Origin of the sequence: Actinopolyspora sp. BKK2, from assembly GCF_011291845.1 — a bacterium.
Classification (GTDB): Bacteria; Actinomycetota; Actinomycetes; order Mycobacteriales; family Pseudonocardiaceae; genus Actinopolyspora; species Actinopolyspora saharensis.
The window spans coordinates 173,932-199,907 of record NZ_JAANTE010000003.1 but is presented as its reverse complement, the minus strand read 5'-3'; the positions used below and the strand labels follow the sequence as shown (position 1 = coordinate 199,907).

The window sequence follows — 25,976 nt, the reverse complement described above, 5'->3', positions numbered from 1 at the left end:
TCGCCGTTTTCCCGCAACGTGCCCACGACGCGGGAAGCGGCGGCGCAGCGGTGTCGTTCCGAGCTCGTAAGCTGGGGGTGTGGCATTCGCGACTGAGAACCCCGTCCTGGCGCACTCCGAGTTCCGGCCGGTCGGTGACATCCCGCGCAAGGAGGGAACCTTCCGGGTCGTCACCGAATACGAGCCGGCGGGAGACCAGCCCGAGGCGATCGACGACCTGGAAAAACGGATCAACTCCGGTGAGACGAACGTGGTGCTGCTCGGCGCGACGGGTACCGGCAAGTCCGCGACCACGGCCTGGCTGATCGAACGCGTACAACGGCCCACCCTGGTGATGGAGCCGAACAAGACACTCGCCGCTCAGATGGCCAACGAGCTGCGCGGGTTCTTCCCGGAGAACGCCGTCGAGTACTTCGTCAGCTACTACGACTACTACCAACCCGAGGCCTACGTCCCCCAGACCGACACCTACATCGAGAAGGACTCCTCGGTGAACGAGGACGTCGAGCGCCTGCGGCACTCGGCGACCTCGAACCTGCTGAGCCGGAGGGACTGCGTGGTGGTCTCCTCGGTGTCGTGCATCTACGGCCTGGGGACGCCGCAGTCCTACCTCGATCGCGCGATCGCGCTGTCGGTGGGCGGGGAGACGGACCGCGACGTCCTGCTGCGCGCCCTCGTGGACGTGCAGTACCAGCGCAACGACCTGGCCTTCCAGCGCGGCACCTTCCGGGTGCGCGGGGACACGGTGGAGGTCATTCCCGCCTACGAGGAGCTCGCCGTCCGCGTGGAGTTCTTCGGCGACGAGATAGAGCGCCTCTACTACCTGCACCCGCTCACCGGGGACGTCGTCCGGGAGGTGCAGGACCTGCGGATCTTCCCGGCCACGCACTACGTCGCCGGGCCCGAGCGCATGGAGCAGGCGATACGCGGCATCGAGGCCGAGCTGGAGGAGCAGCTCGGCAAGCTGGAACGCCAGAACAAGCTGCTCGAGGCGCAGCGCTTGCGGATGCGCACCCAGTACGACATCGAGATGATGCGCCAGGTCGGCTTCTGCTCGGGCATCGAGAACTACTCGCGGCACATCGACGGGCGTGAGCCCGGTACGGCTCCGGCCACGTTGCTCGACTACTTCCCGGAGGACTTCCTGCTGGTCATCGACGAGTCCCACGTCACGGTCCCGCAGGTCGGCGGGATGTTCGAGGGGGACGCCTCGCGCAAGCGCACTCTCGTCGAGCACGGTTTCCGGCTGCCGAGCGCCTTGGACAACCGCCCGCTGACCTGGGAGGAGTTCGCGGACCGGATCGGGCAGACGGTGTATCTCTCGGCGACGCCGGGCTCGTACGAGATGCAGCGCTCCGGGGGTGAGTTCACCGAGCAGGTCATCCGTCCCACCGGCTTGGTCGACCCGGAAGTGGTGGTCAAACCGACCGAGGGGCAGATCGACGACCTCGTCGCGGAGGTCCGCGAACGCGCGGGCAGGGACGAGCGGGTGCTGGTCACCACGCTCACCAAGAAGATGGCCGAGGACCTGACCGACTACCTGCTGGAGCTCGGCATCCGGGTGCGCTACCTGCACTCGGAGGTGGACACCCTGCGCAGGGTCGAGCTGCTCCGCCAGCTCAGGCTCGGCGAGTACGACGTGCTGGTCGGGATCAACCTCCTGCGCGAGGGACTGGACCTGCCCGAGGTCTCGCTGGTGTCGATCCTGGACGCGGACAAGGAGGGTTTCCTGCGTTCGGAGACGAGCCTGGTGCAGACGATCGGCCGGGCCGCGCGCAACGTGTCCGGCCAGGTCCACATGTACGCCGACGGGGTCACCGAGTCGATGCGGCGGGCGATCGAGGAGACCAATCGCAGGCGGGCCAAGCAGATCGCCTACAACGAGGAACGCGGCATCGACCCGCAACCGCTGCGCAAGCAGGTGGCCGACATCCTCGACCGGGTCTACACCGAGTCCGAGGACACCGAGGAGACCGTTGCCGAGGGCGGTTCCGCGCGCAACGCCTCGCGGGGCAAGAAGTCGAGCGGGGAGAGCTCCACGGTGAGTTCGGGCGTGCTCAAGGACCGCGACATCGAGTCCATGCCGCGGGCCGAGCTGGCCGATCTGGTGCAGCAGCTCAACGACCAGATGATGAACGCGGCGCGGGAGCTGCAGTTCGAGCTCGCCGCACGGCTGCGGGACGAGATCAACGATCTCAAGAAGGAGCTGCGCGGCATGGACGAGGCCGGGGTGGAGTAGTCGTCGCGCGCCGAACCGCGACGTGAGTCCGCCCGCGCGGAAGGTCGCCGCTCCCGCGCGGGCGGCTGCTCGTCCCGGCCGGTCCCGGCCGCCGCGGGATCAGGCGAAGGCGCTGTGGCCGGTGATGGACTTGCCCACGATCAGCGTGTTCATCTCGCGGCTGCCCTCGAAGGAGTAGACGGCCTCCGCGTCGGCGAAGAACTTGGCCACCTCGTAGTCGAGCACGATGCCGTTGCCGCCGAACAACTCACGTGCCCAGGAAACGCACTCGCGCATCTTGGTGGTGGTGAAGCTCTTGGCGAGCGCGGCGTGGTCGGCCCCCGCGGTCCCGTCGGCCATCTTCTGGGCCAGCCTGGTCACCATGCCGAACATGGCGGTGATGTTGCCCAGCATCTTCACGAGAAGGTCCTGGATCATCTGGAAACCGCCGATGGGCTTGCCGAACTGCTCGCGCTCCACCGCGTACTCCCGGGCCAGCTCGTAGGCGCGGATGGCCACGCCGAGCGCCTGCCAGGCGACGTTGCCCCTGGTTTTGGCCAGCACCTTGGCGGTGTCCTTGAAGTTCTCGATGTTCTGGAGCCGGTTCTCCTCCGGAACGCGCACCTCGTTCAGCGAGATGTCGGCGTTCTGCACCGAGCGCAGCGCGATCTTGCCCTCGATCTTGCTCGTGTGGAACCCGGGGGTGTCCTTCTCGACCACGAAGCCCTTGACGTTGCCGTCCGCCTCGTCCCTGGCCCAGATGACCACCAGATCGGCGAAGGTTCCGTTGCCGATCCAGCGCTTCGCCCCGTTGAGCACCCACTCGTCGTTCTCCCTGCGGGCGGTGGTGCGCATGCCTCCCGCCACGTCGGAGCCGCCCTCGGGCTCGGTCAGGCCGAAGGCGCCGATCTTGTTCCAGGCGACCATGTCCGGCATCCAGCGATCCCGTTGATGCTGGTCACCACCTCCGTAGATGCTTCCCATGGCCAGGCCGGTGTGCACGCCGGAGGCCACGGCCAGCGAGGGGTCGACCTTGTTCAGCTCTATGCTGAGGAAGCCGTTGAACAGCGGCCTGCGGGTCCGCCCGTCCCCGTACTCGGGGAACTGGAACCCCGCGATCCCCGTCCTGGCGAAGGTCCGGATCGCTTCGAAGGGGAACTCTCCCCGGTCCCAGGCGTCGTTGGCCAGCGGTTTGAGCTCGCGTTGAACGATCTCGCGGATCTCGGCCAGTTCGGAGCGCTCCCCCTCGGTGAGCAGCTCCTCGAAGCCGAAGAAGTCGGGGTCGGTCTTGACGTGCTTGGACATTGTGCTCAACCTTCTTCTCGTGGAAATCGGATCGGTGCGCGCCGGTGGTCAGTCCGCCTCGTTGGTCCCGCGCAGGGCTTCGGTGATCGCGAGTTGCCTGCGGTCACGCCGTGCGGAGCGCGCGCGGTAGGCCTCGGCTCCCTCGCCGTAGGCCCGTTCGGTCTGCTCGGCCAGGGTGTCGATGTTCCCGGCGTTGAGCTCGGGGGTGCCGAGGTCCTTCCACCGCTCGGCCATCCCCTTTCCGAGGTGCTCGATCATGTGCCGGATGCCCCCGGGACCGCCTCCGAGATGGAAGCTTTCGAGGGGGCCCACCGTGGCCCAGCGGTTGCCCAGGGAGTTCTTCACGATCGTGTCCAGCTGCTCGGCGTCGACCACACCGCGCAGCACGAGGTCGAACGACTCGGCCAGCACGGCGCTCTGCAGCCGGTTGGCCACGAACCCCGAGGTCTCGTGGTGCAGCCGGACCGGGGTCTTGCCGAGGCGCTCGTAGAACCCGAAGGCAGCCGCTCCGACGGAATCGGCGGTGCGCTCCCCGGGGACTATCTCCACGAGCGGGACCACGTGCGGTGGGTTGAAGGGATGAGCCACCAGCATCCGTGCGGCGGACTCGTCGGACAGCCGCGCGGCGATGTCGGTGGGCAGCAGCCCAGAGCTCGAGGAGGCGAGCACGGCGTCCTCGGGGGCCGCGTCCGCGATTCGCTGGAACAGCTCCCGCTTGAGCTCCACCCGTTCAGGGCCGTTCTCCTGGACTACGTCGGCGTGCTCGGCGGCCCACTCGGGATCGTCGCCCAACTCGATCCGCTCGCGCGGGTCGGAGTCCTCGGTTCCGGGCAGGGCCGCGCTCAGCGAAGGCAGGGCCGCTTCCAGGGACTCCCGCAGGTCGGTGCGCGGATCGGACAGCCGCACGTGCATGCCGTTGGCGGCGAAGAGCGCCGCCCAGGCGAGTCCGATGGTTCCCGCCCCGATGACCGCGGCCCGCTCGAAGCGCGCCGAGGGCGAGTTCGCCGAATTCGTTGCTTTCGTCATGATGCCTTCTTCGCGTGATCACCGCTCGTGCAGGTAGTCGTGAACCGGGTGCGCCGGACCAAGCGTCAGGTCCGTGAGGATGTGGCTGGCCGAGACGATTCCGCGCACCGGGAGATCGGCCAGCGGCGCCAGCGCGTGCTCGAAGAGCTGGAGACGAGCCGGTGCCGTCCAGGCCTGTTTGACCGTTATGTCGGTGATCTCGGTGCGCACCAGCTCGCACACCCGCGGAGTCCGGTCGCCGCCGGAGACGATGTTGAGCATGTAGGTGGGGACGGTGATCTGTTCCCGGGCGCGGTCGGCCTCCAGCGGCTGGTGCTTGTACCCCATGGTGGCCGTGGCCACGCGCTGGCTACCGTAGTCCAGCGTTCCGACCAGGGCAGCGTGCTCGGTGTGCAGCTCGGGAGTGGCCAGCACTTTCGGATAGGCGCTCAGCTCGCGTCCCGATGCGATGGCCGGGAAGTTGTCCAGGTACATGGCGTGCAGGTACTCGCCCTGCTCGTCACCGAAACGCACCGGGATGGCCTGCCCCGCTTCGGTGTAGGGACCGAAGGAGGTCACCTCGTTCATGCGCATGATCTCGAAGCGGACCAGTGGTTGTTCGACGACCAGCGGTTCCGGAACGACGGCCCGCAGCGCGTCGCGGTCGGTGCGGTAGACGATGTTCAGGTACTCGCGGTCGGTGAACCTGGGGACGCTGGCCGCGAAAGCCGGGTTGGTCAGCGGCGTGGTCAGCGCCTGACGGACTTCTTCCGAACGCATCTCGGGTCTCCTTACCGTGCGGACCATTTCGGTGAGCGGCGTTCCGCGAAGGCGCGGGCACCTTCGGCGAAGTCCTCGGACGCCAGCAGCGCGCGGATCTCCTCGCGTTGGGCGGTGAAGGCCTGCTGCTCCGAGTCGCGCGCCGCCGTCCGGGAGACCCGCTTGGCCGCCTTGACCGCGAGGGGGGCGTTGCGCGAGATGCCTGCGGCCAGTTCCAGAGCCGTGGACTCGGCCGCGCCGTCCGCCGTGACCCTGTTGAGCACACCGAGCTCGGCCGCGCGTTCGGCCGTGAGCTTTTCCCCGGTGAGTATCAGTTCCATCGCCAGGTGGTACGGAACCCGGTTGGGCAGGCGGACCGCTCCGCCCCCACCCGCGATCAGGCCGCGCTGCACCTCGGGCAGCGCGAACTTCGCGCTCGATCCGGCGACGACGAGGTCGCAGGCGAGGGCGAGCTCGAACCCGCCTCCCAGCGCGAAGCCCTCGACCGCCGCGATGAGTGGTTTGTCCGGCTCGGCCTCGGTCAATCCGGCGAACCCCTTGCCCTCGATCGAGGCGGACTCCCCGTTGGCCGCTGCCTTGAGGTCCATGCCCGCGCTGAACATCCGTTCCGCTCCAGTGAGCACCCCGACGCGCAGTTGCGGGTCCTCGTCCAGGCGTCGCACGGCTTCGGCGATGCCTTCGGCGACAGCGGCGTTCACGGCGTTGCGGGCCTTCGGGCGGTCGATGGTGATCACGAGCGTGTTCTCGTGCACCTCCGTGCGCACCGGTTGGTTCTCGATGTCGTTCATTCGTTCACTCCTGCGTCTCGTCCGACCGGTCGAACTCGCCGAGCACCTCGGCGGTGTCCTGGCCGGGCTGGGGTGCGTGCTTGCGGATGGAGGCGGGGGTGCGGGAGAAGTTCATCGGGATCCCCACGACCCGGTAGCTGCCCTCCGTCGGGTGCTCCGCCACGTCCAGCAGGTGCCCCTCGCGCACGTAGGGGTCCTCGGTGGCCTCCTCCAGGCGCAGGACCGGTCCGACGGGAATGCTGTGCTTGGTGCCGACCTCGATCCACTCCTCCGAGGTCAGCTCCGGGGTGACGGACTCGATCAACTCCGCCAGGTCCTGGCCGTCCCGGCGGACGTCGATGAACTCCCCGTTGATCCTGGGATCCTCCGCCAGGTCGGGACGCCCCGCGGCGGCGAACAGGTCGCGGAAGTTCTGCGGGGTGTACGGGATGATCATGACCAGCCCGTCCTTGGTGGGCCGCGCCCGATGGCCCTCGTTCAACGAGTTGGGGAATCCGGTGGGGCCCAGCGGTGGTTCGAAGGCGTTGCCCTGCAGGTGCTCGATCATGTTGAACGACAGCAGGGTGTCGGCCATCGGGACCTCCACGCGCTGTCCCTCACCCGTGGCGCGCTGGTGCAGCAGCGCGGCCATGGTGGAGTAGGCGATGGTGAGCGCGGTGACCTTGTCGGCGAGAATGCTGGGCAGGACCGCGGGGGTTCCGATGTCACCGGCTCGTTGGGCCATGTCGATCATTCCGGAGGCCGCCTGGACGGTTTCGTCGTAGGCGGCCAGCTCGGCTCGGTCCGAGTCGGGGCGGAAACCCTGCGCGTGCGCGTAGACCAGCGCGGGATTGCGCTGCGCGAGGTTCTCGTAGTCCATGCCGAGTCGCTGCAGGGCTCCAGCCCGCATGTTGGTGATCAGCAGGTCGGCCCCGTCGATCAATCCGAGAGCTCGTTCCCGCTGCTCGGGGTCCTTGAGATTGAGCTCCACGCTGCGCTTGTTGCGGTTGACGTTGAGGTGCAGCGGAGTCATTCCGGGAGTGCGGTGCGTGGTGCCGAGGCGTGCGCTGTCCCGGGGGGATTCGATCCGGATCACGTCGGCCCCGAGATCTCCGAATATCTGGGCCGCGTACGGACCCATCACCACCGTGGACATGTCGATGACTCGAACTCCCGCCAGCGGCCCGGTGGCGTTCCGCTTCTCCTCGGTGGACCGCGTACCGGTGGTATTCGACATGGTGTCTCCCTGTCGAGCATTGAAACTTATTAACCTCACTAACGACAGTACGGCCGTACTGTGTTCGCTTCAACTGATCGGCTGTATCGTTTCGCGAAAAACTGCGTGACCACTGCGGTCACGCCTTCGTTCTGGGGTGGTAGCCGTGCTTTGCGCGGATTTTTTCGCCGAGTTGCCCGTTTTTCGGCCGAGGTGGGGCGCGGGGTGGCGCGGACCGGCTTACCGGTCCGGCAGCTCCTCCTGTGCCCTGTTCACGGGCTCGTGCAGTTCACAGCCCTCCGCGGCCCGGTCGAGCCGCCAGATGAGTCCCGTGGCGAGCGCTGGGGAGAAATCCTCGAAGGGAAGGACTATCTGCTCTTCCGTGCGGTACTTGTGCATTCCGCTCTCCGGGTCGAGCATGGAAATGGCGAAGGCCGAACCGTTCGCCACCAACTCGCTGACGGCGGAATAGTCCCCAGTGCTGAGATGGATTTTTTTCTTGATTCCCGCGTTGTCCAGACGCTTTTCCAGCTGTTCGAAGTAAATCGGTGCCGTGGCTGGGGCGGGAACCACATAGGAGTAGTCGGTGAGCTCGTCCAGGCAGACGCTCGTGTGATCGCCGAACTCGGCACGCGGGAGCACGGCGCCGAGCGGTTCGCGCGTCACCTCCAGGACCCCGAGGGAACTCGCGTGCACGGGAAGGTGGACCAGCGCCATGGCCAGTTCCCCGCGGGAGACCGAGCGCACCAGCTCGTCGGTGTTCGCAGGCCAGCGCTTGATCCGGAAGTCCTGCGCACACCGGCGCTCCAGGCGGATGAGCCTGTCCCGAACCCGGGAGTGCAGCCCCGGGGCCACACCGATGAAGACGGTCGGCGTGGAGCTGCCCACCGCCTGGCGCATTCGCCAGGGGATGTCGTCGAAGCGGTGCACCACGTCCTTGGCGGTGGGCAGCAGGTGGCGCCCCGCCTCGGTCAGCTCCACGTTGTGCGAATCCCGTTCGAACAGCGTCATGCCCAGCTCCCGCTCCAGATCGCGGATTCGCTGGCTCAGCGGGGACGTGGCCATGTGGAGCTGGCGGGCGGCCCGCGAGAAGCTCAGGTTCTCCGCGACGGCCACGAAGTAGCGCAGGTGGAAGATCTCCATCACGATCGAGACTACTCGAGAAGTCATCGGTGCCTTCCGCGTACGCGCCCTCCGCCGAACGGATCGGGTACGCCCCACGCGGGGACGTTGGCCAGGACGGAGCGGCTCATCCGACTTAGGATTTCCGGTGCGAAGGAACTCGCGACGAACGAGCGGAAAGGTGTGCACTCGTGCCGAAGCCCCCGGTTCCCGAACAGGTCAGCAAGTTGCTCTCCGCGCCCAACCCCTCCGTGATAACCACGGTGCGCTCGGACGGGCAGCCGGTCTCGGTGGCGACCTGGTACCTGTGGGAGGACGGAAACATCCTGGTCAACATGGATCAGGGGCGGAAACGTCTGGACTACATGAGGGCCGAGCCCAGGGTGAGCCTGACGGTGCTGGCCTCCGACAACTGGTACACCCACGTCAGCCTGCAGGGACACGTCGTCGAACTGCTGGACGATCCGGAGCTCACCGACATCGACCGACTCGCCCGGCACTACACCGGCGACCGGTATCACGTTCGCGATCGGCACCGGATCAGCGCGCGGATCGCGGTCGACCGCTGGCACGGCTGGGGAGCCGCGGAGAACACCGACGTCGTTCACCACTGAGCGCTCCCCGGAGCAGTCGCCGGGAAGTGGCCACCGCCTCGTGCGCCCGGGTGAGGCGAGTCAGCTCGTGATGTCGCCTCGCTGGAAGCGCACGAGCGCGGCGGTGGTGAACACCGCGGCGTAGACGGCGGCCGACAACGCCCCGTTGGCCATGTTCGTCCAGTCGATTCGCGAGTCCAGCAGGTCCACCCACGCCGTGGCGTGGTGCGTGGGCAGCAGCAGTCGCAGCTGCCCCAACCTGGATACGTTGTCGAGGATCTGGGAGACCACCGAGATCCCCACGCTGACGCCCACCGCGGCCAGCGGGTTGCTGGTGCTCACGCTGAGCAGCAGCGCCAGACTCGCCACCCAGGTGAGGTGCACGGCGAGATAGCCGCAGACGGCGGGAAGCACGAGCGCGCTCCACGGGCCCGTCAGCATCCCGTGGTCCGGGGTGATCAGTTCCCCCGAGCCGTACCAGAGCGTGCCCGTGGCGAGGGCGGACAGGGTGAGCAAGCACAATCCCAGTCCGGACAGCAACCCGGCCACGAGGGCTTTCTGCCGCAGCAGCCGGTGTCGCGGTACCGGGATCGTGGCCAGGTAGCGCAGACTCGCCCACGAGGACTCGCTGGCCACGGAATCGCCGAAGAACAACGCCACGGTCAGCACCAGCAGCAAGTGGGTGCACAGCAGCAGGGTGAACACGGCGAAGTTCGAGCCGTTGAACACGGCGAGGTCACCCAGATCGGTGGCGCGTGGGCGGGACCGCTCGTTTTCCCCCAGCGCGAAAGCGGCTATCAGCAGTGCCGGAAGGGCGAGGAGACAGCCCAGCACCACCCGAGTGCGTTTGCGGGTCAGCTGCCTGCGCAGCTCCACGTTCAGCGGCAACGTCCGGTTCGCGCGGTACCCCGGGGCGCTGCCGTCCACCCCGGAAGCCCGTGCGTGCTCATCCACCGCTTCCGGAACGAGCTCCGATTCCTCCCGCATCAGCGGTCCTCTCCGACGAGTTCCAGGAACGCGTCCTCGAGCTTGCGGTGAGGGCCTACCCGGTTGATCGAGACCCCGGATTCCACCAAGGCGTTCACGGCGATCGCGGTCGGGTGACCGGTGAGTTCGGCGTAGACCACATCGGAGCGGACCTCCACCTCGCCGATCCCCTCGAGTCCCTCGAGCGTCCGCGCGGCGCGGTCGGGCTGGTCCACGTGGAACGCGGTGATCGAGTCCGCGGCGATCAGTTCCTCCGTCGTCCCGCCGGCCACGCGACGCCCTTCGCGGAGCACCACCACGTGGGTGCAGGTCTTTTCGACCTCGTCGAGCAGGTGGCTGGACAACAGCACCGAACGTCCCGTGCTCGCGTACTCGCGGAGCACCTCGCGCATCCGCTGGGTGTGTGCCGGATCCAACGCGTTCATCGGCTCGTCGAGCACGAGCAGATCGGGCATGCCCAGAATCGCCTGGGCCAGGGCGACGCGCTGTCGCATGCCCGGTCCGTAGGTACTGACCTTGTGGTTGGCGAACTCGCCGAGAGCGGCGATGCGCACGACCTCGTCCAGCCTGGCCTGCTCGAGCGGGCGCCCGGTCGCCTCCCAGTGGCTGCGCAGGTTTTCCAGCCCGGTCAGGTGCGGCAGCAGTCCCGGCGACTCCACCAAGCCGCCCACGCGGGACAGCACGGGGGCGCCCGGGGTGACTCCGCGCCCGAACACCCGGACACGCCCCTCCTCGGGTCTGCTCAGCCCGAGGACGATGCGCAGCAGGGTGGTCTTGCCCGCGCCGTTCGGTCCGAGCAGTCCCACGACCTGCCCGGGGTCGACGCGCAGGGACAGGTCCCGCACGGCATCGGGGCTGCGCGGATAGGACTTGCCGATCCCCTCCACGGACAGGGGAACGTGGGTGAGCTCCGGATCGGGTGGCTGGCCGTGCGAACGGCCGAATCGGATCGCCAGCACCGCACCGGCGGTGATCAGGAGCGTGAACGTGCCGATCCCGATCAGTGCCCCGTAGGGGGGTGCCGCCGCCTCCACGGGCTCGGCGGGGACCGAGGGCAGTGAAATCGTGTTCCTGCCCGCCGGGGCGACCCGGTGGACGGCGGGTGCCTCCGGGGAGGAGTAGGCGGCGTCGGTCGTGCTCAGCCGCAGGCGTAACCGGTGGCCGGTCTCGAGGGTGTGCACGGTCGGCGACAGCGCGACATCGACCGTGCTCGGAGCGCCGTTCTCGGCGAGACCGCTCACGCGGATGGCGGCGCTGCTCCTGCCGAGCGGCGTTCGTGATCCGTCCGGTCCGACGTCGAGGAGCCTGGCGAAGAGCACGGCGGTGTCGCCGCCGGGCTGTTCCGGCACGGAGGACACCGACAGCTCGAACTGGGGGACTCCCGTTATCCGCACCTCCTGCTCCGAGCGCCGGGTGTCGAAGACGGCCTTCTGCGCCGCGGGTCGTTCGTCCTCCTCCGGAATCGGGGTGTTGGCCGGGGAGGTGGTCGCGCCGGAGGAGGAGCCGTCCTGCCCGCCCGAACCGTTGTTCCGCGGCGCGGAGGACGAGTTGGAGCTGCCGCCGGGCGGGTTGATCACTTCCGTGGCCTCGCCCCGCAGCGGGAGGGCGAAGCGTGGCACGGAGCCTTCCTCGAGCCCCGGGTAGCGTTCGGACACCAGAGTGCTCCGCTCCGTTCCGGAGCCGCCGTCGGTCTCCTCCGCCAGTTGGTACGAGAACGCGCTCGTGGGCTCGGCGTCGCGGGACTCACCTGGGTCGTGCAGCCTGCGGGAGAACCAGTCCCCGACCTGTTCCCACACGGCGGGGGAGAAGCCGCGGTCCGCGCGCTCGTCCACCCAGAGCATCTTCACCGCGCCGCCGGCAGCGGTGATCTGCCGCGCGTTCGCGTCGGCCTGTTCGAGTCCGAACAGGGCGTCGTTCTGGCGCTGGACCAGCAGTGTCGGCACGTCCACGTTGTCCGTGACCGTCGTGGGCGAGGCCGCCGCGAGCAACCGTGACGTGCTTTCGCCCGCCCGTCCGGTGCTGGCCAGCTCGGTGTAGGCCCTGCAGAGTCGTTCGACGAAGTTCTCGCATGTCAGCGGCTCGTCGCCCGGTGGAGCGCTCGGGGGAGGTTCCGCGGATGTCGACGTCGTCGTGCTCGACGGGGCCGGGGAGGCGGAGGTCGGATCCCCCGTGGCCATCTGGAACAGCTTGCGCGCCCAGAGGTGCTTGAACACTCCCGGAGCTCCCTCGGCTCCGTGCGCGGCGGTCGAGGCCGGGATCGGGTGCTGCGAGGCCGCGTTCGGCAGCACTGCTTCGGAGAGGTCGTTGTAGGTGGCCATCGGAGCTATGGCGTCGACCCGCGGGTCGTTGCCCGCCAGCAGCATGCTCAGCGCGCCACCGTAGGAGATCCCGCCGACGCCGACCAGCGGATCGCCCTCGCCCTGAGTCGCGACCTCGGGTTGCCTGGCCATCCAGTCCAGCAGCTGCCGCGCGTCGGTCACCTCGTAGTCCGGGGAATTCAGCGCGATCTTTCCCGTGCTGTCCCCGAACCCGCGCGAGGAGTACGTCAGCACGGTGAACCCGCGGGCGGCGAGTCTTCGGGCCGGTCCGACGAGCTCCGTCTTGTCCCCGGTGAAGCCGTGCGCCAGCACCACGCTCGGGGCAGGAGTGGATGAGGGGGAGAACAGCGTGAGGTCCAGTTGGACGCGTTGCTGGCGTTGCGGCCCGTCCAGTACGTCGATCTTGGCGTGACGGACGCTGATGCGCGACGGTTGTCGAACCGATTCGTCGTCCGAGGACCACAGGGCCACCCCGGCCACGATCAGTGCGATCAGGACGACCGAGAGCAGCGTGAAGCTCGGAGCATGGCGACGGGACGGAAGCACGCGCACGACCCTAGGGCAACAGGGGCGCCGTTGGGGCTCCGAGAAGCCGGTACGCGCGCAGACGCTACGAATTAGATACGGCGCCGAAATCGTATCGCTATCGGCGTGATCCGCGCGCTGCTTCCACGGACCATTTAACCAGTCGGCGGTGACCTTGGCTACATGAAAATTGTTCGTACCGGGTGTTCCGCACCCGCGCGGCGCGGAGGCTTGCCAGTTCGGGGTGCAAGCCCCACCTTGCCCGAGTAGCAGTCCGCACGCGGCTGTGTCCGCCCGTGGTGCCGACCGCCACACCCGCTTGCCCGCCGCCCGCGCGCATGGGCGAGAATCTCGAGGAGGTTGTGGAGGGGAGTATTCCTACACGGCGGCATCGTCATCACGGACCGACGACGCGCGTTGCGCTGACTCGGACCCGGTGCCGTCGGCCGGTCCGGCCGGTGGGAGAGACCTCCGGTCCTTGGCGATGGCCCTGTACCGGAGGTGGTCGATGCATATCGGAACGCAAGTGCTCGCGCAGGCAGCGGAGCGGAGCCAGCAGGACACGATGGGTGTTCCCTGGTGGGTCTGGTTGGCGACCCTGGGTGGTCTGGTCCTGCTGCTGTTGCTGGACCTGGTCATCGTCGACAGGAAACCCCACGAAGTGGGAATGGCGGAAGCGGCCCGCTGGGTGGTTTTCTACGTGGGCTGCGCGCTGCTGTTCGGAGTCGGGGTCTGGCTGCTGGGCGGCCATGAATTCGCCGTGCAGTATTTCACGGGTTACGTGGTGGAATACTCCTTGAGCGTGGACAACCTGTTCATCTTCATGGTGATCATGTCCAGTTTCGCGGTTCCCGCCGTTCACCAGCACCGCGTGCTGCTGATCGGCATCGTTCTCGCGCTGGTCTTCCGCGGGCTCTTCATCGCGGTCGGGGCGCAACTGATCGCGAGGTTCGTCTGGGTGTTCTTCGTCTTCGGCGCTTTCCTGCTCTGGACCGCGGCGAACATGCTCCGGAACAAGGAGGAGAGCGAGGAGCCCGAGAACGCCGTGGTGCGCTGGGTGCGCAAGGCCTACCCGGTCACCGAGCAGTACCACGGCACGAAGGTGTCGGTGAAGTACGACGGCAAGCGGTGGCTCACGCCGATGTTCGTCGTCATCATCGCCATCGGAAGTTCCGACGTGATGTTCGCCGTGGACTCCATTCCGGCGATTTTCGGAATCACCAAGGACTCCTTCCTGGTGTTCACGGCCAACGCTTTCGCCCTGATGGGGTTGCGCCAGTTGTACTTCCTGCTGGGCAATCTCGTCGATCGGCTCGTTTACCTGTCGGCCGGTCTCTCGGTGATTCTGGCCTTCATCGGTTTCAAGCTGATCGTGCACGCCCTGCACGAGTACGGCTGGGTTCCCGAGTGGTTCGAGATCGGGAACTTCCTCTCGCTCGGTGTCATAGTTTCCGTGCTGCTGGTGACCGCGCTGGCGAGCTTGCTGAAGTCCCGCGGGGAACAGCACGCCACGGAGCGGGCCTGACCGGGTCGCTCCGGTTCGCCGTCGTTCTCGCCGACTCGGCGGGGACGACGGGGGACCGGGGCGGGGCTTCCGGGTGCGACGTCTTCCGGGAGAGTCGTGCGGCCCGGCGGTCGGTCGTCAGCTGAGCATCGTGTAGCTGAGCTCCTTGCACACCCGGCCGAGCGGAAGATCGAGGCCGGGATTCTCGAGCGGGAGCAGCAGGTCCGGGGTATCGGGCAGCACCGTTCCGGCGGGGGGATCCCACAAGCACACCGAGGGGTGCCCGGCGTCCATGGAGGAGCGGTACCAGAGACCGTCCAGCTCGGGGTGGGCGGCCCGGATGCAACGTGCCCAGGCCTGGGTGCGCTCCTTCGTGCCGTTGCTGATCGCCTGGGAAGCGCCTGCCCTGGTGGGCCAGAGCCCGGACAGGTCCAGCAGCCGCACCGTGCGGCGCGGCCGGAAGATCACCAGCTGCGGAGCGCGCGTTTTGCGGTCCACAGTGGAAGTCGCCTGGAAGACTTCGGCTATGCACGTGCGCACGGAGAGGGAGAAGTACAGCACGCCGTGCTCCCTGGTCACCGCGGGACCGCCCTGCGGGGTGGGCGGGTGCGGGTCGAATCGCGCGTGCGGGAGCGGTCCGGCGTAGCGAAAGCTGTCCCACTGCTGGGGATGGTTGCCACCGGAGGTGAAGACCCTGACGAGTCTGGTCCCGGCGGGAAGCGCTACGACGTCCTCGGTCCGCCGGAGCACGGCCTGCAGCGCGGCGGGAGTTGGTGGCTGGGGGAGCCGGGCCATCTGCGGTCCTGTGTTCGTCGACGACTACGCGGGGGTTCCGATGACCGAGGCGAGCTCGGCCACGCGCCGAGGATCGCCGTAGGCCATCAGCCATTCCCGCGGACTCACGGGCCGGTCTCCCAATTCCAGGTCCTCCTGGGGGGTCGTCATGAAATTGGCCAGAACCAGAGCGGGCTGGTCGCTCGGCATCGCGGCCAGCACGGTTTCCAGGCCGGGCAGCACGTCGTCGTCGGTGAACTGCCAGGCGGGAAGCCGCCATCCTCCGCGGTCCTTCCACCCGATCAACCTGCGCGAGGCCACGCGGTGCCGGATGCGGCTGCCGTCCACGCCGACGCGTTCGGCGGCCTGCCCCACCGAGAGCGCCGTGTCGCGCAGTACCGTCTGCTCCGCGACGGAGCGCGCTCTGGGATCGGTCTCCTCCTCGCCGAGCGGACTCAGGTCCAGCCCCGTCTCGGTCAGCGCGGCCCGCTCGGACTCGTCGAAGTGCGCGCCGGGATCGGCCTGGGCGGGGGTGAGCCGTTTGGCCGCGTCCTCGACCAGCGTGAGGAACTCGTGCGCGGTCACCTTCAAGCCGGCCCGCGCCAGCACGGTCTCCAGCGCGACTGTCATACTTCCAGCCTAACGCCTTTCCCGGGACCTGTGCGCTGTTGTGCGAACCGTGTCAGTCATGTCACACATCGTGTTCGTCCTGGTTCGCTGCGTGGCCGGGGAAGGTGGACGACTTCCCACGAACCACGCGGTGAAGTCGTCCACTTTCAACGGGTCGCGCTCGACCTCGGGACGTCAGCTGCTCGGCAGGGTGTCCAGGTGATCGGCCACGGTTCGGGAGAAGTCGCGGCCGTTGCTGACGTCCCAGTTGATCGACCAGGTCATGACTCCGCTGACGGAGGGGTGGGCCTGGTCGGGGACGAAGTCGCCGCAGTTGGTCCGCGCCGTCAGGCAGTCCAGCGCGTCGGTGACCACGGAGGGATCGACGTACCCGCTCCCCGCCGCGGAGGGGGAGGCGGGCAGGCCGAGCGAGACCTGGTCCGCGCGCAGCACGTCCAGCAGGTTGCAGGCCTGGGCGGTGATGAAGTCTACGGAGCCCTGGCTGCGTACTTCGCCCGCGCAGCCGAACATGGAGCCGGAGTTGTAGTACTGGGTGTGCACCACGGTGATGATGTCGCTGAGGTTGTTGATCAGCGGCATGTACGACCCGTCCTGCTGCACGTACAGCGTCTGCGGGGCCATGGTCAGGATGAAGTCCTGCCCGAAGTGCTGACGCAGCTGCCTGGCCGCGCTGGTCATCCCGGCCGCGTCGAAGCTGCTTTCCAGGTCGATGTCCAGCCCGTCCAGACCGTACTCCTCGATGATTCCGGTCATCGAGTCCACGAAGTTGTTCACGCGTTGCTCGGTGCTCAGGTCGACCGAGCCCTTGGCGCCGCCTATCGACATCACGAAATCAGTGCCTTGGGCCTTCTTGGCCGCGATGTCCGACTTGAGCTGGGCGTCGGTGTAGCCGCCGAGGGCGTTCGAGAGTCCGGAGTCCACGTTGAACCGGACGGCTCCGGGGCGTGCCGGGTCGTTCTGGGCGAACGCGAGCGCGACCAGGTCGTAATCGGCGGGAACGTCGCTCACGCGTAACGGTTCGGCGTCGTTGACGAAGTTCTGCCAGTAACCGGTGAGCTGGTGTTCGGGGAGGGCGGAGCTCCCGAGCTCCGTGCTCTCGGGGGACGCGTGCTCGGAACTGGTGGCCGCTGTTGCCGGCGCCGTGGCGAACGCCAGCGGGAAGGCGGCCACCGCCAGGGCGGCCGTGATTCGGCGAAGGCGCATCGATACCTCCGTGATCGCTTTTCGAAGCCCCCAAACTGGACTAGACCAGTTTGGGTGGTCAAGGGATCGACGTGTTTTGGCCATCGCACGGGTTGACGACCGCCGGTCGAATCAGTTGACTGTCCGTACCGACTGGTCGGTCTCGCGGAGGTGTGTCGATGTCCGGTGTCTACGACGAGCGTCCGTGGCTGGCTCGCTACGCCGAGGGCGAGCCGGGGGACATAACTCCCCGGTACGGGGACATGATCTCCGTGCTGGAGGACACGTGCGAGCGCTTCCCGGAGAGCGTCGCCCTCACCTACTTCGACACCGAGATCAGCTATCGCGAACTGGACGGACTCGCCGACGCGCTGGCCACGTACCTCGCCGAGCGCGGGGTCGGCGGCGGGGACCGGGTGGCGCTCTACCTGCAAAACATCCCGCAGTTCGGGATAGCGCTGCTCGCGAGCTGGAAGATCGGGGCCATCGTCGTACCGCTGAACCCGATGTATCGCAGCCACGAGCTGACCACCATCCTCGCCGATGCCCAACCTGCCGCGATCGTTTCCTCGGAGGACGGCTGGCACGACGTGCTCGCTGCCGTCCTGGCGGAGCGCGGCGTGCCCGTCGTGCTCACCACCAGCGAACTCGACTTCGCGGGCAGCGGCACCGCCGCGCCGCTGCGGAACTCAGCGCGCAGGCGCCCGGAGGAAACCGACGACCTCGTGGAGACGGTGCGGGCCCGCGAGGGGAGCGAGCCCCAGCGCGCACGCCTGCACCCGGACGACGTCGCCCTGCTCACCTACACCTCCGGCACGGGAGGGGCGCCGAAGGGCGCGACGAACACGCACCGCAACATCAGCTTCAACGCTCAGGCGTTCACGCAGCGGGCCGACGCCGTGGGGGGAGGCATCGTCGCGCTGGCACCGCTGTTCCACATAACGGGGCTGGTCTGCCAGCTGGGAGCGGTGCTCGCCCTGGGCGGCAGGCTGGACCTGCTGTACCGGTTCGAACCGGACACGGTGCTCGAAGTGCTGCGGCGACGGCGACCGCAGTACATGATCGGGCCCTCGACGGCCTACGTCGCCCTGCTGGATCACCCGAGCGCCTTGGCCGAGGACTTCGCCTCCTTCGAGCAGGTGTACTCGGGAGGAGCTCCGCTGCCCGCGGCGCTGGTGGAGCGGTTCCGCTCCCGCTTCGGGCTCTACATCCGCAACGGCTACGGGCTCACCGAGACGACGGCGACCGCGACCTCGGTCCCGCCGCACCTCGAAGCTCCCGTGGACGAGGCGACCGGCACGATCAGCGTCGGGATCCCGACCTTCAACTGCGTGCTGCGCGTGGTCGACGACGACGGGCGGGACCTGCCCGTCGGTTCGACCGGGGAGATCGTCGTCGAAGGGCCGATGGTGGTACCGGCCTACTGGAACAGCCCGGAGCGGACGGAGGAGGGAATTCCGCGGGGCAGGCTGCGCACCGGTGACGTCGGGTTCATGGACGAGGGTGGTTGGTTCTACGTCGTCGACCGGAAGAAGGACATGATCAACGCCTCCGGGTTCAAGGTGTGGCCGCGCGAGGTGGAGGACGTGCTCTACGGCCACCCCGCTGTGCGGGAGGTGGCCGTGGTCGGGGCCCCCGACGCCTACAGGGGCGAAACGGTCAAGGCCTACGTCAGTCTCGTCTCCGGTGGGCGCACCACCGAGGCCGAACTGGCGCAGCACTGCAAGCAGCAGCTGGCGGCGTACAAGTACCCGCGGGAGATAGTGCTCGTCGACGAGCTCCCGAAGACCGCAACGGGCAAGATCCTGCGGCGCCGTCTTCGGGAGGAGGCCAGCGACGAGTGAGCACGACGACGGAAGGAAGTCGATGAGCAAGCGCTTCGACGGTCGCGTGGCGATCGTTACCGGCTCCAGCCGGGGGATCGGGTTCGGCATAGCCCAGCGCCTCGTGGAGGAGGGGGCACGGGTGTGCCTCACGGCCCGCAAGAGCGACGCCCTGGAGGAGGCCGTCCGCGAGCTCGGTGGTCCCGAGCACGCGATCGCGGTCGCGGGCAAGGCCGACGACGGTGAGCACCAGGCCGAGACGGTGTCGCGCACCCTGGAGGCCTTCGGGCGGATCGACGTGCTGGTCAACAACACCGGCATCAACCCGGCCTACGGCCCGTTGATCGAGCTCGACCACGGGGTCGCCCGCAAGACCTTCGAGGTCAACGTCCTGGGCGCGTTGGCGTGGACCCAACTGGTCCACCGGGAGTGGATGGCCGAGCACGGTGGTTCCGTGCTCAACGTGTCCTCGGTGGCCGGTTCGGACCCCGCGCCGGGCATCGGCTACTACGGTGCGACCAAGGCGATGCTGAGTCACATGACCCGTGAGCTCGCGGTCGAGCTGGGGCCCGGAGTGCGGGTGAACGGAGTCGCACCCGCCGTGGTCAAGACGCAGTTCGCCACCGCGCTGTACGAGAACAACGAGGAGGAGCTGGCGGGGCAGTACCCGATGCGCAGGCTCGGCGTGCCCTCCGACGTGGCGGGTGCGGCCGCCTACCTGCTCTCCGACGAGGCCTGCTGGGTGACCGGCCAGATCCTGACTCTGGACGGCGGAGTGACGCTCACCGGTGGGATGTGATTCGCGGTGGTCGGCACGGAACGGGAGAACGGTGTTGCCGGTGTGCGGCTCGACGGCTCCGTGGCGGTGGTGACCGGAGCGGGCAACGGCATAGGCGCGGCCATGAGTCATGAGTTCGCGGCGCGGGGAGCGCGCGTGGTGGTCAACGACGTCGACGCCTCCGCCGCCGAGAGCGTGGCTGCGGAGATCGGTGGGACCGCCGCAGCGGGGGACGCCGCGGGTGATGCGGGAGCTCGGGAGCTCGTGTCCAGGGCCCTGGGCGAGCACGGGCGCATAGATCTGTTCTGCGCCAATGCCGGGGTCGCCACGGCAGGTGGTCCGGAGGCCTCCGAGGAGGACTGGGACCACGCCTGGCAGCTCAACGTGATGGCGCACGTGCGTGCGGCTCGTGCCGTGCTGCCGCACTGGCTCGAGACGGGCGGTGGGCACTTCCTGGCCACGGTGTCGGCGGCAGGCTTGCTGACCATGCTCGGGGCCGCGCCCTACTCGGTGACCAAGCACGCGGCTCTGGGGTTCGCCGAGTGGCTCGCGGTGACCTACGGCGACAGGGGGGTCACCGCGCAGGCGCTGTGCCCGCAGGGGGTGCGCACCGGGATGCTGGCGGGAAGCGGGGAGACCGGGCAGCGATTGCTGGCGCAGGACGCGCTGGAACCCGGTTACGTCGCGGAGGTGGTCGCCGACTCCCTCGGCGGTGACTTCCTGATACTGCCCCACCCCGAGGTCGCGGAGCGCTACGCGCGGCGTGCGGCCGATCCGGACCGTTGGCTTGCCGGGATGAGCTCGCTGCGGCGGCAGGTCGAGCAGCACGGCTAGGGACGTCCCCCGAAGGAGGGGAGCACGGACACGCCGGTGGGCACCGGCCGGTCGGTCGGTGGAGGACCGACCGGTCGGTACTCTGGAGGAGTTCGACCGGTCCGAGGAACGGGGAGGAAAGATGGCGCCGGGATCATCCATCGGTGGGGCGGAGGATCCCGCCGCGCAGGTGTCGGAGAGCGAGGCGGAGCAGGAACCGGTGCCGCAGCGGTTGTTGACGGCTGCCACGCGGCTGTTCGCCGAGAGGGGGTTCGAGACCACCTCCGTTCAGGAGATCGTGGACGCCGCCGGAGTGACCAAGGGGGCCATGTACCACTACTTCGGCGCCAAGGACGATCTGCTCTACGAGATCTACGCGCGGATTCTGCGGGTGCAGACCGCCCGGATGGAGCGAGCCGTCGACAGTGCGGAATCGATCCAGCAGCGCTTGCGGGCCGTGGCGGTCGACGTCGTGGTCACCACTGTCACGCACCTGGACGACACGGTGATCTTCTTCCGCTCCATGCACCTGCTGCATCCGGACAAGCAGGCCGAGGTGCGCGCGCAGCGACGGCACTACCACGAGCGCGTGCGTCGGCTGATCGAGGAGGGGCAGTCGACGGGAGTGTTCCGGAGCGATCGCTCGGCCGAGCTCGTGGTCGACTTCTTCTTCGGGGCGGTGCACCACCTCGGATTCTGGTACCGCAGGGACGGTCCGATGAGCGGTCAGCAGGTGGGGGAGCAGTTCGCGGACCTGCTGCTGGACTCGCTGCGGCCGGACTTCTCCGGGTGAGTCGGAGGCGCGAGCTCGCGGACGCTTCTCGCGGGTGTACAGCGCGACAGGGAGCCACTAGCATACCGACTAGTCGGTATATCCAATTGCGGCAGTTGTGTCCCTCCACGCGGGGTTGTGCATCGCGGAGCGAGGGAGTACGGAGGTGTGCTGTGCGGGCATTGCGAGTCACCGAACTGGGCAAGCCGTACGAAGTGCTCGAGCTCGCCCGGACCGAGCTCCCCGAACCGGGGCCCGAACAGGTCGCCGTGCGTGTGGCGGCGAGTCCGGTGAACTTTCCCGATGTGCTGATGTGCCGGGGAAAGTACCAGGTCAAGCCAGATCCGCCGTTCACGCCGGGCGTCGAGCTGTGCGGTGAGGTGGTCGCTGTGGGATCCGGGGTGACCGGGCTGGCGCACGGGGACAGAGTGATCGGGGCGGGTGCGGTGCCCGACGGAGGGTTCGCGGAGTACGCCCTGATGGACGCCGGGCGGACCTTCCACGCCCCGGAGGCCCTCGACGACGTCGCGGCGGCTTCCCTGTTCATCGGGTACCAGACCGGTTGGTTCGGGCTGCACCGGCGAGCCGGACTGCGCTCCGGGGAGACGCTGCTCGTGCACGCCGCCTCCGGCGGGGTGGGCAGTGCGGCGATACAGCTCGGCAGGGCCGCGGGCGCCACCGTGATCGGCGTGGCCGGTGGCCGGGAGAAGGCCGAGGTGGCCCGTGAACTGGGCGCGCACGTGGTCGTGGACCGGCACACCGAGGACTTCGTCAGCGTGGTCAAGGAAACCACCGGAGGCAGGGGAGCCGATGTGGTCTACGACCCGGTCGGCGGGGACACCTACAGCCGGTCGACCAAGTGTGTCGCCTTCGAGGGACGCATCCTGGTGATCGGGTTCGCCAGCGGGGACATCCCGACACCGGCGCTGAACCACGCCCTGATCAAGAATTACTCGATCGTGGGATTGCACTGGGGGCTGTACAACGAGCGGGATCCACGTGCGGTGCGTGAGGCCCACGAGGACCTGACTCGTATGGCAACGGCCGGAGAGATCGCCCCGCTGGTCAGCGAGCGGGTCGGGCTCGAGGAACTGCCCGCGGCCGCGCAGCGGGTCGCCGACGGGCACACCGTGGGACGGGTGGTTTACACCGGCACGTGATCTTCGAGAGGTCGCCCGCCCGGTCCGCGCGGAACCCGCCCGGTATCTCCGCGGGGCGGGCGACGAACGCGGAAGCGGCCACCCCGGTCGTGACTCCGACCGGAGTGGGCGCTTCCGCGCGCGAGCCGCGGTCAGAACACCACTCGGGAGAGGACCTCGGCCACGCAGGCGGGCTTGTCCGAGCCCTCGATCTCCACAGTGGTGTTCAGGGTCAGCTGCAGCGCTTCACCGCTCTCCGCCACGTCGGCCAGCTCGGAGCCGGCGCGCACCCTGCTGTCCACCTGAACCGGAGTGGGGAAGCGCACCTTGTTCAACCCGTAGTTGATAACCATGCGCGCACCCTCGAAACCGTATATCTGCGCGTTGAGCGCGCTGACCATGCTCAGCGTCAGGAAACCGTGGGCGATGGTGGTCCCGAACGGCCCCGCTGCCGCCCGCTGCGCGTCGACGTGGATCCACTGGTGATCTCCGGTCGCCTCGGCGAACTGGTCGATCATCCGCTGCGTGACCGTCCACCACTGGCTGGTGCCCAGCTTCGTTCCCCGAGCCGAGTACAACTGCTCCGCGTTGGCGAATACGGGCATGTGCTCACCTTCCTGGTTCGGTGCTTGTCACGGGCGTTCCCCCCGTTGACCGGGGCGCCGTGTCCGTTCCCACCGGCTGCGGGCGTGCGCCCCTCACCGGTGCTTCGACAGCTCGCGGCGGGCCAGCGACCGGCGGTGAACCTCGTCGGGCCCGTCCACGATGTGCAGGGTCCGCGCGTGGGCGTACAGATTGGCGAGCGGAGTGTCCTGGCTGACCCCCGCGCCGCCGTGCGCCTGAATGGCCCGGTCGATCACCGTGGTCGCCATCTCGGGAACCGAGACCTTGATGGCCTGGATCTCGGTGTGCGCTCCGCGGTTGCCCACCGTGTCCATCAACCAGGCAGTCTTGAGCACCAATTGGCGCACCGACTCGATCCGCACCCTGGCGTCGGCGATCCAGTGCTGGACCGTGCCCTGGTCGGCGAGCGGCCTGCCGAAGGCCTCCCGGGCGACCACCCGCCTGCACATGAGCTCCAGCGCGCGTTCGGCCATGCCGATGGCCCGCATGCAGTGGTGTATCCGACCGGGACCGAGCCGTGCCTGCGCGATGGTGAAGCCCTCGCCCTCGCCGGAGATGATGTTGGCGGCAGGCACCCGGACCTCGTTGAAGTCGATCTCGGCGTGTCCCCCGTGGTCGCCGTCGGAGTAGCCGAACACGCTCATGCCGCGGCGGATGTCGACGCCGGGGGTGTCCACCGGGACGAGCACCATGCTCTGCTGACGGTGCCGCTCGGCCTCCGGGTCGGTCTTGCCCATGACGATCAGGATCCGGCAGTTCGGATTCATCGCCCCGGAGGACCACCACTTGCGTCCGGTGATGACGTACTCGTCGCCCTCGCGGCGAATGCGGGTCGCTATGTTCGTGGCGTCCGAGGAGGCGACGTCCGGTTCGGTCATGCAGAAGGCGGAACGGATCTCCCCGTTCAGCAGGGGGGCGAGCCACTGCTCGCGCTGCCGTTCGTCGCCGAACATGGAAAGCACTTCCATGTTGCCCGTGTCCGGTGCCGCGCAGTTCAGCGCGGGCGGGGCCAGGTGGGGGCTGCGCCCGGTGATCTCGGCGAGGGGGGCGTACTGCAGGTTGGTGAGCCCGGCTCCGTGCTCACCGGGCAGGAAGAGGTTCCACAGTCCCCTGGAGCGCGCCTCGCGCTTGAGCTCCTCCACGACCCCGGGGACCTCCCAGGGCGCGGAGGAGGCGGCCTGGCGTTCGAACTCCTCCTCTGAGGGCAGCACGTGCTCGTCCATGAAGGACTCGAGCTCCGAACGCATGCTCTCGGTTCGTTCGTCGAAGGCGAAGTCCATCTAGTCCTCCCTGATCTTGGCAAGTCCCTGGCGCACCAGCGGTTCGACCATGGAACCGACGTGCTCGAAACCCTCACCGACGGTCTTCCCCCGGGTGTAGCGGTAGTGGATCCCCTCGAGGATCACCGCTATCTTGAAGAAGCCGAACGCGACGTACCAGTCCAGCTCGGACACGTCCGTACCGCTGTGCTCCGCGTAGTGCTGGAGCAGTTCCCGCGCCGTGGGGAATCCGAATTCCGGTCCGACCCCCTTGGCGATCGGGTTGTTCCGGATGCCGCTGAACCCTTCCCAGTAGACGACCAGCAGTCCGAGGTCGGTGAGGGGATCGCCGAGGGTGGCCATCTCCCAGTCCAGAACGGCACGGATCCGTCCGTCGTCGTCGACCAGCACGTTGTCCAGCCGGTAGTCGCCGTGCACGATCGTGGTGCGCCCACCCGCGGGGATCGTGCTCGCGAGACGGTCCCGCAGTTCGGAGATGCCCGGTATTTCCCGGTCCAGCGAGGACTCGAGCTGCTTGCTCCAGCGGCGGACCTGCCGTTCGAGGAAGCCCTCCGGGCGGCCGAAGTCGGAGAGCCCCACCGCATCCGGGTCGACGGAGTGCAGCCGTGCGAGCACCTCGATCATGCGCAGCGACAGGTCACGGCGCTGCGGTTCGCTCAGTCGCTCGACCTGCTGTCGCGAGCGGTAGACGTGCCCCTCGACGAAGTCCATGACGTAGAAGGGAGCTCCGAGCACGTTCTCGTCCGAGCACAGGAGATGGGTCCGGGGGACGGGAACCGCGGTGTCGGCGAGCGCGGACATGACGCGGTATTCCCTGCTCATGTCGTGCGCGGTCGCGAGAACGTGCCCGAGAGGCGGGCGCCGCAACACCCAGCTGCCGTTGCCGTCCGTCACCCGGTAGGTGAGATTGGAGCGTCCGCCCTGGATGAGCTCGGCGCGCAGTTCTCCCCGGCACAGATCCGGACGTTCGGTCTCCAGGTAGGTCCGCAGGCTCGTCGGGTCGAACCCGGGGGGTGGTCCTTCGGCGGTGTCTTCCGGCATCGCTACTACCTCCGGTCGTGCTTGTCGAGGTCGCCGAGGAGTTCGCGCAGCTCCTGCTCGGTGCGCGCCGCGTCCCGGTGCAGGACGGTGTGCATCCCCAGCCGTCGTGCCGCCGTCACGTTCGCCCGGACGTCGTCGACGAACGCGGTGTTCTCGGGGAGCAGGTCCATTCGGTCCAGGAGGAGTCGGTAGATTTCCGGATCGGGCTTGCGCAGCCCCACCGAACCCGAGACGACAGCGTGCTCGAACAGTCCCTCCAACTGCTCCCACGGATAGGTGTTGCCCCAGCTGTTGGACAGCAGAGCAGTGCGCAGGCCGGCTCCGCGCAGCTTCGTGACCAGGCGCAGCGTCTCCTCGTCCTGGTGCATGAACGAGAAGAGTCGCTGCAGCAGGCCCGCGGGCTCGATCCGACCCTCCTCGTGGTGGGGGCGCAGTCGTGCGGCCAGCAGGTGATTGAACTCCTCGATGGGCAGCAGGCCGGTCTCCAGTCGGTGCAGCGGCGTGTCCGCGGCGGCCTCGCTGCCCACCCACTCCCGCAGCAGTGCCGAGAAGCTCTCCGGGCGGATGCCCTCCGCGCGCGTCCAGGACTCGACCGCCTGCCTGCCGGGGACGGTCAGCACGCCGCCGTAGTCGAACACCACGGCGTCGACAGTGGGCTCCCTCCTCATGGCGAGGCAGCATACCGACTGGGCGGTATGCTGACCAGGGGGAGCAGCGTGCGGGGTTCGCCGGTTCGGCGCGGCGTGCGCGGGGCGGAAAGCCCAACAACACCCGGTCGGC

24 protein-coding genes are annotated in these 25,976 nt (G+C 68.3%); 9 read left to right on the top strand and 15 right to left on the bottom strand.

Features of this window, described 5'->3' with window-relative positions:
* Positions 1–79 precede the first annotated feature (79 nt).
* Positions 80–2,239, top strand: coding sequence for an excinuclease ABC subunit UvrB (uvrB, locus tag G9Q41_RS07830; RefSeq protein ID WP_165632240.1), 2,160 nt, complete (start codon positions 80–82; stop codon positions 2,237–2,239).
* A 99-nt stretch (positions 2,240–2,338) separates the two neighbouring features.
* Here uvrB and G9Q41_RS07825 read toward each other — a convergent pair whose 3' ends face one another.
* The 6 genes from G9Q41_RS07825 to G9Q41_RS07800 form a co-directional block, all read right to left on the bottom strand.
* Positions 2,339–3,523, bottom strand: coding sequence for an acyl-CoA dehydrogenase family protein (locus G9Q41_RS07825; protein WP_092522000.1), 1,185 nt, complete (start codon positions 3,521–3,523; stop codon positions 2,339–2,341).
* A 48-nt stretch (positions 3,524–3,571) separates the two neighbouring features.
* Positions 3,572–4,549, bottom strand: a complete 978-nt coding sequence (locus G9Q41_RS07820; protein WP_165632239.1) for a 3-hydroxyacyl-CoA dehydrogenase NAD-binding domain-containing protein — start codon at positions 4,547–4,549, stop codon at positions 3,572–3,574.
* An 18-nt stretch (positions 4,550–4,567) separates the two neighbouring features.
* Positions 4,568–5,308 carry an acetoacetate decarboxylase gene (locus tag G9Q41_RS07815; protein ID WP_165632238.1) on the bottom strand — a complete coding sequence of 247 codons (741 nt, stop codon included), beginning with the start codon at positions 5,306–5,308 and terminating at the stop codon, positions 4,568–4,570.
* Positions 5,309–5,319: 11 nt separating this feature from the next.
* The gene (locus G9Q41_RS07810; RefSeq protein ID WP_165632237.1) at positions 5,320–6,096 is read right to left on the bottom strand and encodes a crotonase/enoyl-CoA hydratase family protein; all 777 of its coding nucleotides are present in this window, start codon (positions 6,094–6,096) and stop codon (positions 5,320–5,322) included.
* Positions 6,097–6,100: 4 nt separating this feature from the next.
* Entirely contained in the window at positions 6,101–7,312 is a 1,212-nt protein-coding gene (locus G9Q41_RS07805) for a CoA transferase (protein ID WP_165632236.1), read from the bottom strand.
* A gap of 219 nt (positions 7,313–7,531) precedes the next feature.
* Entirely contained in the window at positions 7,532–8,434 is a 903-nt protein-coding gene (locus G9Q41_RS07800) for a LysR family transcriptional regulator (RefSeq protein WP_165632435.1), read from the bottom strand.
* Positions 8,435–8,604: 170 nt separating this feature from the next.
* Between G9Q41_RS07800 and G9Q41_RS07795 the strand changes: the two genes are divergently transcribed.
* Positions 8,605–9,027 (top strand): PPOX class F420-dependent oxidoreductase, encoded by a 423-nt coding sequence (locus tag G9Q41_RS07795; protein WP_092521988.1) that lies wholly within the window; start codon positions 8,605–8,607, stop codon positions 9,025–9,027.
* Positions 9,028–9,087: 60 nt separating this feature from the next.
* On the opposite strand, the gene G9Q41_RS07790 is transcribed toward G9Q41_RS07795, so the two are convergent.
* The gene (locus G9Q41_RS07790) at positions 9,088–9,993 is read right to left on the bottom strand and encodes an ABC transporter permease subunit (RefSeq protein ID WP_165632235.1); all 906 of its coding nucleotides are present in this window, start codon (positions 9,991–9,993) and stop codon (positions 9,088–9,090) included.
* Positions 9,993–12,857, bottom strand: a complete 2,865-nt coding sequence (locus tag G9Q41_RS07785; protein WP_347567487.1) for an alpha/beta fold hydrolase — start codon at positions 12,855–12,857, stop codon at positions 9,993–9,995. The genes G9Q41_RS07790 and G9Q41_RS07785 overlap by 1 nt, the downstream gene beginning before the upstream one ends.
* A 544-nt stretch (positions 12,858–13,401) precedes the next feature.
* Between G9Q41_RS07785 and G9Q41_RS07780 the strand changes: the two genes are divergently transcribed.
* Positions 13,402–14,361: a TerC family protein gene (locus G9Q41_RS07780; RefSeq protein WP_165632434.1), complete on the top strand. Its 960-nt coding sequence runs from the start codon at positions 13,402–13,404 to the stop codon at positions 14,359–14,361.
* Between the two features lie 117 nt (positions 14,362–14,478).
* Here G9Q41_RS07780 and G9Q41_RS07775 read toward each other — a convergent pair whose 3' ends face one another.
* The gene (locus G9Q41_RS07775; protein WP_175455014.1) at positions 14,479–15,135 is read right to left on the bottom strand and encodes an RES family NAD+ phosphorylase; all 657 of its coding nucleotides are present in this window, start codon (positions 15,133–15,135) and stop codon (positions 14,479–14,481) included.
* A gap of 24 nt (positions 15,136–15,159) precedes the next feature.
* The gene (locus tag G9Q41_RS07770) at positions 15,160–15,744 is read right to left on the bottom strand and encodes a DNA-binding protein (protein ID WP_092521982.1); all 585 of its coding nucleotides are present in this window, start codon (positions 15,742–15,744) and stop codon (positions 15,160–15,162) included.
* 58 nt (positions 15,745–15,802) lie between these two features.
* Here G9Q41_RS07770 and G9Q41_RS07765 point away from each other — a divergent pair, with 58 nt between their 5' ends.
* Positions 15,803–15,946: a hypothetical protein gene (locus G9Q41_RS07765; protein WP_165632233.1), complete on the top strand. Its 144-nt coding sequence runs from the start codon at positions 15,803–15,805 to the stop codon at positions 15,944–15,946.
* Here G9Q41_RS07765 and G9Q41_RS07760 read toward each other — a convergent pair.
* Entirely contained in the window at positions 15,919–16,947 is a 1,029-nt protein-coding gene (locus G9Q41_RS07760; RefSeq protein ID WP_165632232.1) for a chitinase, read from the bottom strand. The genes G9Q41_RS07765 and G9Q41_RS07760 overlap by 28 nt on opposite strands.
* Before the next feature lie 158 nt (positions 16,948–17,105).
* Here G9Q41_RS07760 and G9Q41_RS07755 point away from each other — a divergent pair, with 158 nt between their 5' ends.
* The 5 genes from G9Q41_RS07755 (at position 17,106) to G9Q41_RS07735 (ending at position 22,272) form a co-directional block, all read left to right on the top strand.
* Positions 17,106–18,770 carry an AMP-binding protein gene (locus G9Q41_RS07755; RefSeq protein ID WP_165632231.1) on the top strand — a complete coding sequence of 555 codons (1,665 nt, stop codon included), beginning with the start codon at positions 17,106–17,108 and terminating at the stop codon, positions 18,768–18,770.
* Positions 18,771–18,792: 22 nt separating this feature from the next.
* Positions 18,793–19,548, top strand: coding sequence for an SDR family oxidoreductase (locus tag G9Q41_RS07750; RefSeq protein WP_092521976.1), 756 nt, complete (start codon positions 18,793–18,795; stop codon positions 19,546–19,548).
* Between the two features lie 6 nt (positions 19,549–19,554).
* Entirely contained in the window at positions 19,555–20,361 is an 807-nt protein-coding gene (locus G9Q41_RS07745) for an SDR family oxidoreductase (protein WP_165632230.1), read from the top strand.
* 121 nt (positions 20,362–20,482) lie between these two features.
* Positions 20,483–21,133: a TetR/AcrR family transcriptional regulator gene (locus tag G9Q41_RS07740; RefSeq protein WP_242687235.1), complete on the top strand. Its 651-nt coding sequence runs from the start codon at positions 20,483–20,485 to the stop codon at positions 21,131–21,133.
* A 152-nt stretch (positions 21,134–21,285) separates the two neighbouring features.
* Positions 21,286–22,272: an NADPH:quinone oxidoreductase family protein gene (locus tag G9Q41_RS07735; protein ID WP_165632229.1), complete on the top strand. Its 987-nt coding sequence runs from the start codon at positions 21,286–21,288 to the stop codon at positions 22,270–22,272.
* A 131-nt stretch (positions 22,273–22,403) separates the two neighbouring features.
* Here the strand turns inward: G9Q41_RS07735 and G9Q41_RS07730 are convergent, their stop codons facing one another.
* The 4 genes from G9Q41_RS07730 to G9Q41_RS07715 all read right to left on the bottom strand — a co-directional run bounded on the left by G9Q41_RS07730 (position 22,404) and on the right by G9Q41_RS07715 (position 25,864).
* Positions 22,404–22,856, bottom strand: a complete 453-nt coding sequence (locus tag G9Q41_RS07730) for a MaoC family dehydratase (protein ID WP_092521971.1) — start codon at positions 22,854–22,856, stop codon at positions 22,404–22,406.
* A gap of 93 nt (positions 22,857–22,949) precedes the next feature.
* Positions 22,950–24,155: an acyl-CoA dehydrogenase family protein gene (locus G9Q41_RS07725; protein ID WP_165632228.1), complete on the bottom strand. Its 1,206-nt coding sequence runs from the start codon at positions 24,153–24,155 to the stop codon at positions 22,950–22,952.
* The gene (locus tag G9Q41_RS07720; RefSeq protein WP_092521969.1) at positions 24,156–25,196 is read right to left on the bottom strand and encodes a phosphotransferase family protein; all 1,041 of its coding nucleotides are present in this window, start codon (positions 25,194–25,196) and stop codon (positions 24,156–24,158) included. It lies immediately after the preceding gene.
* Between the two features lie 5 nt (positions 25,197–25,201).
* Positions 25,202–25,864 carry an HAD family phosphatase gene (locus G9Q41_RS07715; RefSeq protein WP_165632227.1) on the bottom strand — a complete coding sequence of 221 codons (663 nt, stop codon included), beginning with the start codon at positions 25,862–25,864 and terminating at the stop codon, positions 25,202–25,204.
* Positions 25,865–25,976: the final 112 nt, after the last annotated feature.

Excerpts from the sequence above, each read along its gene's own strand:
- G9Q41_RS07740 (WP_242687235.1), top strand. The coding sequence starts at position 20,483 with ATGGCGCCGGGATCATCCATCGGTGGGGCGGAGGATCCCGCCGCGCAG.
- G9Q41_RS07730 (WP_092521971.1), bottom strand. The coding sequence starts at position 22,856 with ATGCCCGTATTCGCCAACGCGGAGCAGTTGTACTCGGCTCGGGGAACG.
- G9Q41_RS07815 (WP_165632238.1), bottom strand. The coding sequence starts at position 5,308 with ATGCGTTCGGAAGAAGTCCGTCAGGCGCTGACCACGCCGCTGACCAAC.
- G9Q41_RS07825 (WP_092522000.1), bottom strand. The coding sequence starts at position 3,523 with ATGTCCAAGCACGTCAAGACCGACCCCGACTTCTTCGGCTTCGAGGAG.
- G9Q41_RS07760 (WP_165632232.1), bottom strand. The coding sequence starts at position 16,947 with ATGCGCCTTCGCCGAATCACGGCCGCCCTGGCGGTGGCCGCCTTCCCG.
- G9Q41_RS07780 (WP_165632434.1), top strand. The coding sequence starts at position 13,402 with ATGGGTGTTCCCTGGTGGGTCTGGTTGGCGACCCTGGGTGGTCTGGTC.
- G9Q41_RS07810 (WP_165632237.1), bottom strand. The coding sequence starts at position 6,096 with ATGAACGACATCGAGAACCAACCGGTGCGCACGGAGGTGCACGAGAAC.
- G9Q41_RS07790 (WP_165632235.1), bottom strand. The coding sequence starts at position 9,993 with ATGCGGGAGGAATCGGAGCTCGTTCCGGAAGCGGTGGATGAGCACGCA.
- G9Q41_RS07765 (WP_165632233.1), top strand. The coding sequence starts at position 15,803 with ATGTCACACATCGTGTTCGTCCTGGTTCGCTGCGTGGCCGGGGAAGGT.
- G9Q41_RS07720 (WP_092521969.1), bottom strand. The coding sequence starts at position 25,196 with ATGCCGGAAGACACCGCCGAAGGACCACCCCCCGGGTTCGACCCGACG.
- G9Q41_RS07775 (WP_175455014.1), bottom strand. The coding sequence starts at position 15,135 with ATGGCCCGGCTCCCCCAGCCACCAACTCCCGCCGCGCTGCAGGCCGTG.
- G9Q41_RS07770 (WP_092521982.1), bottom strand. The coding sequence starts at position 15,744 with ATGACAGTCGCGCTGGAGACCGTGCTGGCGCGGGCCGGCTTGAAGGTG.
- G9Q41_RS07715 (WP_165632227.1), bottom strand. The coding sequence starts at position 25,864 with ATGAGGAGGGAGCCCACTGTCGACGCCGTGGTGTTCGACTACGGCGGC.
- G9Q41_RS07820 (WP_165632239.1), bottom strand. The coding sequence starts at position 4,549 with ATGACGAAAGCAACGAATTCGGCGAACTCGCCCTCGGCGCGCTTCGAG.
- G9Q41_RS07800 (WP_165632435.1), bottom strand. The coding sequence starts at position 8,434 with ATGGAGATCTTCCACCTGCGCTACTTCGTGGCCGTCGCGGAGAACCTG.
- G9Q41_RS07805 (WP_165632236.1), bottom strand. The coding sequence starts at position 7,312 with ATGTCGAATACCACCGGTACGCGGTCCACCGAGGAGAAGCGGAACGCC.
- G9Q41_RS07755 (WP_165632231.1), top strand. The coding sequence starts at position 17,106 with ATGTCCGGTGTCTACGACGAGCGTCCGTGGCTGGCTCGCTACGCCGAG.
- G9Q41_RS07750 (WP_092521976.1), top strand. The coding sequence starts at position 18,793 with ATGAGCAAGCGCTTCGACGGTCGCGTGGCGATCGTTACCGGCTCCAGC.
- G9Q41_RS07725 (WP_165632228.1), bottom strand. The coding sequence starts at position 24,155 with ATGGACTTCGCCTTCGACGAACGAACCGAGAGCATGCGTTCGGAGCTC.